Genomic DNA, 9,538 nt, shown 5'->3' on the forward strand with positions numbered 1-9,538 from the left:
GAATTCGTTATCATCGTTGCACTTGACTTGAAAATTGAGGCTCTAATTATAATAACATTAATTTGGAAGCCATAAGCAGCCAGTGCGGCCATGGTTAAGTGACTGAAACAAAAATTGAGGCTTGTCCTTGAGAATCACTATGATTCTGCTGACAAGCCTATTGAGTATGGACATTCCTATCGGTATCCTCTGAGTCTTTCACTCACGTTCGTGTACAGATCAGAGTAGTCGATGAGGCTTCCTTGATCTTTCAAGCTTGCGATAATCTTCGGCCAAATCTGAGTCAGCGCCTCATGTACTGGGTCGATTGGCGAAGCAGTGTTAAGCGGGTCGCCGTTCAAGTTCAGACGCGCATAGTTACTGGGCAGCGGCTTTGAGAATTGAGCACCGTTATACACCGGTCCATACACTTCACGGAGGACGGGCTGCATCTGCCGAGTGACCTCAGCGGCGTATTCTTGCAGCTGGCTGAGACGACGCGCGTCCGGCAGAGTGGAGCTGGATAAGGTCACCGAGAAACTGCCCTTGCCCGCGGTTTGGAACTGCGCCCGAACGACGTGTGGCCCGATGATGGTGAGATCTTGCAGGTAGTGGCCGGCGATCCAGATTGTGTCACGTTTTTTTTGTTGCTACTCAGCGGAAAGAAAAAGGTGGCAAAGTATGGAATGATGCGCTGCGGATGGCCATGAAGGCCCATCTGAGCATGCACCAGGCGTCTGGTTTCATTCACCTGGATGCGAAACAGCGAGATCCTTGCGCCCAAGTTTCGGGAGATTGCCTTAGTTGACTGGGTCGTGGCGTATGGACCGACCTCGGCGTCAATCGCAATGGTGCGGATATGTTGATGCGTGAATGGCATGATGAAAACAAGCGTCGGCATGAGTAGCAAGTCATCGCGAACCGGTAGTTGGTCAGCTGCCGCCTCCAGGTCTTGAGGCTGGAAGCTGGGCAAAGTGCCATCGACTTTTTCAATTTTCAACATTCTAAAGACCCCCAAAAAGAGTTCTCTGCAAGCTGCGTCTCGAACCGCCGTTCCCCCAGGCGAGCACATCATATCAGTACTGCTTACTTTTTGTCAACGAATTGAACTTATCAGGGGAACGTTATCTTAATAAACCAGTGGTGGGGGCAGAGTTCACAAAAATGGCGTGATTTCGCGATGAATCACGCCATTTTTTTTCGCAGCAATAGGGGGTATCCCATTCGCGGCCGGGAACTGTCCGGCGTTTTGGGGGACAAAGCGGCGCCATTGATCCACCGGCCTTTGTCCTTTGACCGATACTGCGTGTTCAAAATTAATTGGACACAATATACTAGTTCCATCATTAGCGCTAATGAAATCTGCTGCGCAAAGGCGCAAGGAGCTGCTAATGATGAAGAACGCGCAAACAGGTTTCACGCTGTATTTGGCCAACACGGGGGTCGTGCACGCCGCCGTGCGGAGAATGCAGGTGTGGCCTAGCCACCCTGACTACGATGATTTGGTGGAGGAGGGGATGCTCATCTATATTGCCTACTACCAGCGCTACCGTGATGCGGTGCGGACGAAGGCAGAACGGGTCAAGTTCAATAAGCTCGCTGGTCTTTTTGTCTACTACGGGCTGCTTAAGATCATTAACCGGGAGGAGCGGCGCCCAGCCGTGCACGAACGGAGTGCACGCAAGGAGCCGCCTGCAGAGACCGACCCGCAGGACGCGATTGTCCGGCAACTGGACGATAGTATAAACGAGGCGGTTATTAGCGAGTTGCGTAACCGGCTGAGCCCGCGCGAGCGCGAGGTGTTCGAGGCCATGTACGACCAGGCGCTGACCCGGGCGGAAACCATTGTCCTGCTGAGGCTGAGCCAGTCCAACCTGACTAATCTGCTGCGGCGGATTCACGCCAAGTACCAGAAGTTGAAGGCGGCGGACACGGAACTAACGTCGGAACGTTAGCCATTTTTCGACCGAGTGTGAACTTTTTTTTAGGCAAGGGCTTTCTCTCTATGTAAGCCGCAAGAAACGGTCTTACGATTTCCCAGAGAAAGGAGGCAGACAAGATGGCAAAGAAAGTGGTACGGCAGCGGATCACGCTGACTTATGTGCAGCCTGACAATCCGAACTATCGGTCGACTCGCGCCTTTGGCAACATTCGCGCGGAAGCCACCGACGAGAACCTGATGAAGTTCGCCCAGCTGATCGGCAAGATCAACCCAGACGATGAGTTAGGCTCACTGCAGGTGGTGACCACGAGTGAAGTGGTCGACGAGGGTTAGTGATGGCCAATCTGAGAGAAAGGAGGAGGGCACATGTATCAGTTACTTCTGACCTACACCGGCAACGATAACCGGCAACACACGTTTAGTCTGAATAACTTGGCAGCAATTCCGGACCGGGCGTTTGCGAGGAAATTTCGAAGGCCCTGCCAGGACTGGATCTGTTCGGCCTTAACGATACGATTTGGTACGAGACTTTGATCGAAGCTTCTGTCCGTTACACGCAAGAAGACGTGATGTTCAAGGCATCGGACATTCTGTAAAACGACAGGCATTTCCCAAAGCGAATGAATCCGTGAAATCTAACAACCGTGGCACTGACGAATCACGGTCGTTCGATGAACTGGGGCGGCCCGAGCAATCGGGTCGCCTTTTTGCGTAGGCGCATAAAAAAAGCACCTTGCCGCAAAGGCAGGGTGCTTGGCTTGCAAAAGCGAGATTACTTGATTTCTTCTGGGACCATCTTGACAGGACGGGTACCCATCCAGCCGGAGATTTCCTTGAAGGTGTCGGTAATCGCCTGAGTACCAGGTGCCAGGAGCTTGCGAGGGTCGTAACCCTTGCCTTCCTGGTCCTTGTTGGCGAGGATGTATTCGCGAGTTGCTTTCGCGAAGGCCAACTGGCATTCAGTGTTGATGTTGAGCTTAGCGATCCCCATCGAGATGGCCTTTTCAACCTGGTCCTGAGGAATGCCTGAACCACCGTGAAGAACCAGTGGCAGGTCAACGGCGTCAGCGATTTCTTGCAGACGGTCGAAGTGCAGGCCCTTCCAGTTTGAAGGGTACTTGCCGTGAATGTTGCCGATGCCGGCAGCCATGAAGTCGATGCCAGTTGCGGCAAGGGTCTTGGCTTCTTCAACGGAAGCTAATTCGCCTTCGCCGATGACACCGTCTTCTTCACCGCCGATTGAACCAACTTCGGCCTCAACGGAAATGCCCTTGGCGTGAGCCAGCTTAACGATTTCCTTGGTCTTCTCAAGGTTCTCGTCGAATGGCAGGTCGTGGCCGTCGAACATAACGGAGTTGTAGCCGGCAGCAATAGCTTCCTTAGCAGCTTCGAAGTTACCGTGGTCCAAGTGAATAACAACTGGAACGGTGATGTTCATGGACTCAGCTTCAAGCTCGATCAGAGCCTTGCAAAGCTTGTAGCCGCCCATGTACTTAGCAGCCCCCATGGATGTTTGGATCAGGATCGGAACATTGAGCTCCTGAGCACCCTTCAAAAGGGCACGGGTCCATTCGAGGTTGTTGGTGTTGAACGCACCAATTGCGTAGTGACCTTTACGAGCAGCTTGGAACAATTCTGTGCCGCGTACAAATGGCATAAGTGTAATTCCTCCTATTTTTGAAAAACAAGATTTTTAACGCCTTAAGTGTAACATAGATTTTCACGCATGACGATTGTGTTTTACCGGAGCTTTCAGTGCAATCGACGGGAGCGCGCCGGACTTCACGGCTGACAAGGGTTTCGCAGATGAGACCCTTTTCATGGCGAACGGCCGGGTTAAACGGCTTAACAAGGACGTTTGCCGTGGTCGCTTGAAAGGTCTGTGAGGCTTTTGAAATCTTTTCGTTGACAGATGTAAACGACGTGCTATACTGAAATCAAGGTTTACAAATGTAGACGTAAGGAGCAAACAAGATGGACACAAAAATTGACGAAATCACGCCGAGCGAGTGGGACTTGATGCGCATCGTTTGGACCAAAGGCAAGGTGCAAACCGGCGAGCTGATCACACTGCTGCAGCGCAAGCGCGATTGGTCGGATTCCACCATTAAGACCCTGCTGGGCCGGCTGGTCAAGAAGGGCCTGCTGGCAACGACCAAGGACGGGCGCAAGTTTGTCTATCACGCCACGGTCGAGGAGGCCGAGGCGATGGACGAAACCGTCACAGAGCTGTTTGCCCATCTGTGCGCGATGAAAAAAAAGGCGCAACGCTCGCTGACCTGATTCAGAAGACACCGCTGACGGCAGCGACATTAGCCGCCTTCAAGGCATTTTGGCGGAAAAGGCGAAGACGGCACCGGAAACTGTCCCGTGCGACTGCTTGCCGCCGGACCCTGCCGTTTCCGCCGATGACGCTGCTGACTGTGACTGCTAGGAGGGAACACCGTGAGTGAAACACTGAGAAATATTGAAAAGGCGAACCGCCAAGCGGCATCATCAGCACACCACAACGCCAAACACGCGGCTGAAGCGACTATGACCGATGTCCACAGCGTGGCGAACAAGCAAATGTCTGACCACACTGAGATGAAGATGGCCGACCATACTGACATGAACATGCGCGCCGATGCGAGATGACCAACATGACCATGTCTGGCCACGGCGACCCGTCTAACCAGGACGCCATGGCAGGAATGGATATGTCTGATGGTGATATGGGTGACATGGATATGGACATGCCAGGCATGGGCCACATGAACATGGGCGCCTTCAAGCAGAAGTTCTGGCTGTCGCTGGTCGCGGCGATCCCGGTGTTCGTGCTGTCGCCGTTCATGGGTCTGCACCTGCCGTTCCATTTCACTTTTCCCGGCTCGGACTGGCTCGTGCTCGCACTGTCGACGTTCCTGTTCTTCTACGGCGGCCAGCCGTTTCTGAGCGGCGCCAAAGGCGAGCTCAAGGACAAGGCACCGGCGATGATGACGCTGATTGCGATGGGCATTTCGGTTGCCTATCTGTATAGTGTGTACGCGTTCGTGATGAACCACTTCATCGCGCCGAGCGGACACACGATGGACTTTTTCTGGGAGCTGGCCAGCCTGATCGTGATCATGCTGCTGGGTCACTGGATCGAAATGAACGCGGTGATGAACGCCGGTGACGTCATGTCGAAAATGGCGGCGCTGCTGCCAGGGTCCGCGCACGTACTGCAGGCGGATGGCACGACGCAAGACGTCGCGCTGGCCAAGCTGCAGGAAGGCGCCTCTGTCATCGTTCTAGCTGGGGAAAAAAAATTCCGGCTGACGGCGTCGTCCAGGCCGGGACCAGTGCCGTCAACGAGGCGCTGGTCACCGGTGAGGCCAAGGCCATTGAAAAGCACGTCGGCGACCAGGTCATCGGCGGGGCGGTCAACGGCAACGGGACGCTGACGGTGCAAATCACCGGGACAGGCGAGTCCGGCTACCTGGCGCAGGTGGCCAAGCTGGTCGCCGACGCCCAGGCCGACAAGTCGCGCGCCGAAACCATGGCCGATGTCGTGTCGCGCTACCTGTTTTACGCGGCGCTGCTGATTGGACTGATCGCGTTCTTCGCCTGGACTGGTATCGCGGGATTGGACACTGGGCTCAACCGGCTGGTGACGGTGCTGGTCATCGCCTGCCCGCACGCGCTGGGGCTGGCGATTCCACTGGTCGTGGCCCGTTCGACGAGTCTGGCCGCTGGCCGGGGCCTGTTGGTCCGCAACCGCCAGGCGCTGGAAACTGCCGGTAAAATCGACACGATGCTGATGGACAAGACCGGTACCCTGACTGAAGGCACGTTCAAGGTCAACGCGGTCCAATCCTTCACCGGCAGTGCTGACGAAAACCAGGTGCTGGGGCTGTTTGCCGCCCTGGAAGCCGGTTCCAGCCATCCGTTGGCTACCGGGATCCTGGCTGAAGCCAAGGCGCGCGGCATCAAGGCGCCGGCCGCCGAAGATGTGCAGACGCTGCAAGGCGTCGGGCTGCAAGGTACGGTCGACGGCACCGAATATGCCATCGTCACCGCCAACTACTTGAGCGAGCACGGTATCGGCTACGACCTGGCTGCGTTTGACAAGCTCGCCTCGGCCGGCAATTCGATTTCATTTTTGCTGGCAGGGCAGACGGTGCTTGGCCTGATCGCGCAGGGGGATGAAATTAAGCCGGATGCGCAGACGCTGATCGACGGGCTGCGCGCGCAGGGCATCGAACCCGTGATGCTGACCGGGGACAACCAGGCGGCTGCGGCTGTCGTGGCGCACCGCCTGGGGGACATTCAGGTTCACGCCGAGCTGAAGCCGGAAGACAAGGCCAAAATCGTGCGGCAGTATCAGAGTCAGGGCCACCGGGTCGCAATGGTGGGCGACGGCGTGAACGATGCGCCAGCGCTGGCCCGCGCGGAGATTGGGATCGCGATTGGTGCCGGCACGGATGTCGCCATCGATTCGGCCGATGTTGTGCTGGTCAAGAGCGATCCGCAGGACATTTTGACGTTCCTGCACCTGGGCCGCGTGACGACCCGCAAGATGATTCAGAATCTCTGGTGGGGCGCCGGTTACAACATTTTGGCGCTGCCCCTGGCGGCCGGTGTCTTGGCTGGAATCGGCATCATTTTGAGCCCAGCCGTCGGCGCGCTGATCATGTCCGCATCCACGGTGATCGTGGCGCTGAACGCGATGAGCCTGAAACTTTAATTTGAACGAGTTGAGATCCGGCGCGGCCAAGCGGTCCGCCGGATTTTTTTGTGTTTCTATGCGATAAGATATATGAGTAAACGGTTTCAAAAAAGTCTTGATTTTTCCGTTTGTTCAGGTAGACTGTAAGGCTACGAAAGGAGGCCGCGTATGCAACCGCTGAAGATTGGGATTCTCAACGTGATGCACGACAAGCCTGAGACGAACGCGCGCTTTACGAACGTGTTGACCCATTCGGGCCGGCCAGTTGCGCTACATTTCTACTATCCGACCACGCATTACCCTGGTGGCGTGCCGGCTGACGTCAGCCGTATTCTGGCGCCGCTGGACCTGACGGCGGCCGCGGAGATGGATGGTTTCATCATCACTGGGGCGCCCATCGAGCGGTTCGCCTTTGACGACGTGACCTACATCGCCGAAGCGCGGGCACTGATGGACGTGCTGGCGGCGCACCGCGTCAGCCAGCTGTATCTTTGTTGGGGCGGCATGGCGGCACTGGACCATTTTTACGGCATTCGAAAGCACATGTTGCCGCACAAGCTGTTCGGCGTCTACCGGCAGCGGATACTGGCGCCGTCGAGCCTGCTGCAGGGGCTCCCCGAGGCTTTTACGCGGCGCACGCGCGGTACGCCGAAATGGATCGCGCACAGATCGAAGCAGACCCACGGCTGCGCTTGGAGGCCACGACGACAGATGGCGCCTTATTTTTGGCCGGCAACCGGCAGGCCCGGCAGACCTTCATGTTTGCCCACCTGGAGTACGGGCAAAAAGGCCTGCTGCACGAGTACCAGCGGGAAATTGCGGCGCACCCGGACCGCTTTTACCGCAAGCCCGAGCATTATTTCACCGACCCCGCAGGATGAGCGGGCCGCAGTTCAAGTGGGAAGAGACGCAGCACATCTTTTTCGATCAGTGGCTCGCGCGCGTGGCAGATGAACAACGAGAAAAGGAGATTAGCTTATGATTGCAAACAATATTACGGAATTGATTGGCAAGACCCCAATGGTCAAGCTGAACCACGTGGTGCCCGCCGGCGCCGCGGACGTTTACGTCAAGCTGGAATTCTTCAACCCCGGCGGCTCCGTCAAGGACCGCATCGGGCTGTCCATGATTGAGGCCGCCGAGCAAAGCGGCGCGCTGAAGCTTGGCGGCACCCTCATCGAGCGACGTCGGGCAACACTGGCATCGGCCTGTCGATGGTCGCCGCCGCCAAGGGCTACCACATGATCATTGTGATGCCTGAGAGCATGAGCGTTGAGCGCCGTGCGCTGATCCAAGGCTACGGCACCGAGCTGATCCTGACCCCGGGTGCGATGGCATGCCAGGGGCGATCAAGAAGGCCAAGGCGCTGGCCCAGGAGCACGGCTATTTCATGCCGAGCCAGTTCGACAACCCAGCGAACCCGGACATTCACGAGAAAACGACCGGTGAGGAGATCATCGCGGACTTCGGCGGCAAGACGCCGGATGCGTTTGTGGCCGGGGTTGGCACCGGCGGGACGCTGACCGGAGTCGGGCGGGCCCTGAAAAAGGCCAACCCGGCCGTGCAGATCTACGCGCTGGAGGCGGCCGAAAGTCCGGTGCTCAAGGAAGGTCACGGCGGCAAGCACAAGATTCAAGGCATTTCCGCTGGATTTGTGCCGAAAGTCTTGGACACCAACTTGTACCAGGATGTCGTGGAGGTCACCTCTGACCAAGCCTTTGCCATGGCGAAGCAGGTCAGCCGCGAGGAAGGGTTCCTGCCTGGGATCTCCGCTGGCGCCAACATCTTTGGCGCCATTGAGCTGGCCAAGAAGCTCGGCACCGGCAAGACGGTGGTCACCGTGGCCCCAGACAACGGCGAGCGGTACCTGTCGACGGATTTGTTCAAGTTCTGATCAGAGACGGTCAAGTCAGGCGAGATTGCCTGGCTTTTTTATCCGCGAACAAAAATGTCATGTCACCCCCTCTGCAATCGTTTTCGGGGTATACTACCGAAAAGAGGAGCGTGATGGGGATGAAAGGGGAACACCTGCCTGCGCAGATCAAAACGGTCTGGCGCACGAAAGCGTTGATCGACGGGGCCATTTGGCTGGCAATCACGATTTTTCTGCTGGTCGCTTGGCGATTGTGGCACTGGCCTTGGTGGCCGGCTGCCATAACAGGCGCGGCGGCTATTTTGCACGCCGGGATCCACCTGGTGCTGATCCCGTACCGGTACCAGTTTTGGCGCTACCTGATCACGCCGACTGCGGTGTATTTGCGCAGCGGGTACATCTTTCGTTCGGAAAAGGCGGTGCCGATCAGCCGGATCCAAAACGTGACGCTGGAGTCGGGCCCCATTATGCAGTGGCAGGGGCTTCAGGAGGTCCAGGTGCAAACCGCATCGACGACTGATTCAATCGCCGGGGTGACGCAGGACGTGGCGGCCGCGCTGCGGGACCGGATCATGCAGCTGGCTCAGGAGGCACGCGATGAAGGATGAACGCCTGCCGCTGGCCGCACTGATTCTGATGACCGGCCAAGGACTTTACAGCAGCCTCATTTATGTGATTGGGCTGGTAGTCATCGGGTTTAATGACCGGGACGATGGCGGCTGGATCGTGTGGATTTTAGTCGGCTGTGGGTTGCTGCTGGTGGTCGCCAGCACCGTGGTGCGCTACTTGCGGTTCACCTATCGCCTGGCGGACTCGCAGGTGGTGATCAAGTCCGGTCTGTTTGTCCGCAAAACGCGCCACATTCCCTACGCGAAGATCCAGACCCTGCGCCACCAGCAGTGGTTTTTTTCTCAAGCCCTTCGACCTCGAAAGCCTGGTGATCGAGACCTCCAGTCAAAACGGCAAGGAAGGCGAGGCGCAGCTTTACGCCGTGGCGCCGGCAGTGGGTGCGGAAATCGAGGCCCGACGCAAAATGGCGCGCCGTGGCGAGCCG

Annotated in this window: 10 protein-coding genes and 3 pseudogenes; 10 read left to right on the forward strand and 3 right to left on the reverse strand. The window is 57.0% G+C overall.

Translation table 11 applies throughout. From position 1 onward, the window contains the following. Positions 1-176 precede the first annotated feature (176 nt). Together JCM13995_RS11400 and JCM13995_RS11405 are read right to left on the reverse strand one after the other, a co-directional pair. Positions 177-512: a hypothetical protein gene (locus JCM13995_RS11400; RefSeq protein WP_054665795.1), complete on the reverse strand. Its 336-nt coding sequence runs from the start codon at positions 510-512 to the stop codon at positions 177-179. Next, entirely contained in the window at positions 509-982 is a 474-nt protein-coding gene (locus JCM13995_RS11405; RefSeq protein ID WP_054665797.1) for a hypothetical protein, read from the reverse strand. The genes JCM13995_RS11400 and JCM13995_RS11405 overlap by 4 nt, the downstream gene beginning before the upstream one ends. 388 nt (positions 983-1,370) lie before the next feature. On the opposite strand from JCM13995_RS11405, the gene JCM13995_RS11410 reads away from it, so the two are divergent. The 3 genes from JCM13995_RS11410 (at position 1,371) to JCM13995_RS14685 (ending at position 2,455) form a co-directional block, all read left to right on the forward strand. After that, positions 1,371-1,934 (forward strand): sigma-70 RNA polymerase sigma factor region 4 domain-containing protein, encoded by a 564-nt coding sequence (locus tag JCM13995_RS11410; protein WP_156314464.1) that lies wholly within the window; start codon positions 1,371-1,373, stop codon positions 1,932-1,934. Positions 1,935-2,038: 104 nt separating this feature from the next. Next, on the forward strand, positions 2,039-2,254 hold the full coding sequence (locus tag JCM13995_RS11415) for a DUF1659 domain-containing protein (protein WP_054665804.1): 216 nt from the start codon (positions 2,039-2,041) through the stop codon (positions 2,252-2,254). Positions 2,255-2,287: 33 nt separating this feature from the next. Further along, a complete protein-coding gene (locus tag JCM13995_RS14685; protein WP_156314465.1) occupies positions 2,288-2,455 on the forward strand; it encodes a hypothetical protein in 168 nt (55 codons plus the stop codon). 238 nt (positions 2,456-2,693) lie between these two features. Here the strand turns inward: JCM13995_RS14685 and fba are convergent, their stop codons facing one another. Then, the gene (gene fba, locus JCM13995_RS11420) at positions 2,694-3,578 is read right to left on the reverse strand and encodes a class II fructose-1,6-bisphosphate aldolase (protein ID WP_054665807.1); all 885 of its coding nucleotides are present in this window, start codon (positions 3,576-3,578) and stop codon (positions 2,694-2,696) included. A 317-nt stretch (positions 3,579-3,895) separates the two neighbouring features. On the opposite strand from fba, the gene JCM13995_RS11425 reads away from it, so the two are divergent. The 7 genes and pseudogenes from JCM13995_RS11425 to JCM13995_RS11455 form a co-directional block, all read left to right on the forward strand. Next, complete coding sequence (locus JCM13995_RS11425) at positions 3,896-4,204, forward strand: CopY/TcrY family copper transport repressor (protein ID WP_369385721.1); 309 nt, start codon at positions 3,896-3,898, stop codon at positions 4,202-4,204. Positions 4,205-4,366: 162 nt separating this feature from the next. After that, positions 4,367-4,558: a hypothetical protein gene (locus tag JCM13995_RS18130; protein WP_054665811.1), complete on the forward strand. Its 192-nt coding sequence runs from the start codon at positions 4,367-4,369 to the stop codon at positions 4,556-4,558. A gap of 47 nt (positions 4,559-4,605) precedes the next feature. Then, a pseudogene (locus JCM13995_RS11435) lies at positions 4,606-6,629 on the forward strand (heavy metal translocating P-type ATPase). A 150-nt stretch (positions 6,630-6,779) separates the two neighbouring features. After that, a pseudogene (locus tag JCM13995_RS11440) lies at positions 6,780-7,593 on the forward strand (homoserine O-acetyltransferase/O-succinyltransferase family protein). Further along, positions 7,590-8,505 (forward strand): annotated as a pseudogene (cysK, locus tag JCM13995_RS11445) (cysteine synthase A). The pseudogenes JCM13995_RS11440 and cysK overlap by 4 nt, the downstream one beginning before the upstream one ends. Positions 8,506-8,618: 113 nt before the next feature. After that, positions 8,619-9,092: a PH domain-containing protein gene (locus JCM13995_RS11450; protein WP_054665814.1), complete on the forward strand. Its 474-nt coding sequence runs from the start codon at positions 8,619-8,621 to the stop codon at positions 9,090-9,092. Next, positions 9,082-9,538 (forward strand): PH domain-containing protein (locus JCM13995_RS11455; RefSeq protein WP_156314466.1); only part of this gene is annotated, 457 nt, incomplete at its 3' end. The genes JCM13995_RS11450 and JCM13995_RS11455, both read left to right, overlap by 11 nt.

The organism is Lacticaseibacillus camelliae DSM 22697 = JCM 13995, from assembly GCF_001311195.1.
Taxonomy (GTDB): Bacteria; Bacillota; Bacilli; order Lactobacillales; family Lactobacillaceae; genus Lacticaseibacillus; species Lacticaseibacillus camelliae.

Coding starts and splice junctions, on each gene's coding strand:
- JCM13995_RS11405 (WP_054665797.1), bottom strand. CDS start 982: ATGTTGAAAATTGAAAAAGTCGATGGCACTTTGCCCAGCTTCCAGCCT.
- JCM13995_RS11410 (WP_156314464.1), top strand. CDS start 1,371: ATGATGAAGAACGCGCAAACAGGTTTCACGCTGTATTTGGCCAACACG.
- JCM13995_RS11415 (WP_054665804.1), top strand. CDS start 2,039: ATGGCAAAGAAAGTGGTACGGCAGCGGATCACGCTGACTTATGTGCAG.
- JCM13995_RS14685 (WP_156314465.1), top strand. CDS start 2,288: ATGTATCAGTTACTTCTGACCTACACCGGCAACGATAACCGGCAACAC.
- fba (WP_054665807.1), bottom strand. CDS start 3,578: ATGCCATTTGTACGCGGCACAGAATTGTTCCAAGCTGCTCGTAAAGGT.
- JCM13995_RS11425 (WP_369385721.1), top strand. CDS start 3,896: ATGGACACAAAAATTGACGAAATCACGCCGAGCGAGTGGGACTTGATG.
- JCM13995_RS11450 (WP_054665814.1), top strand. CDS start 8,619: ATGGGGATGAAAGGGGAACACCTGCCTGCGCAGATCAAAACGGTCTGG.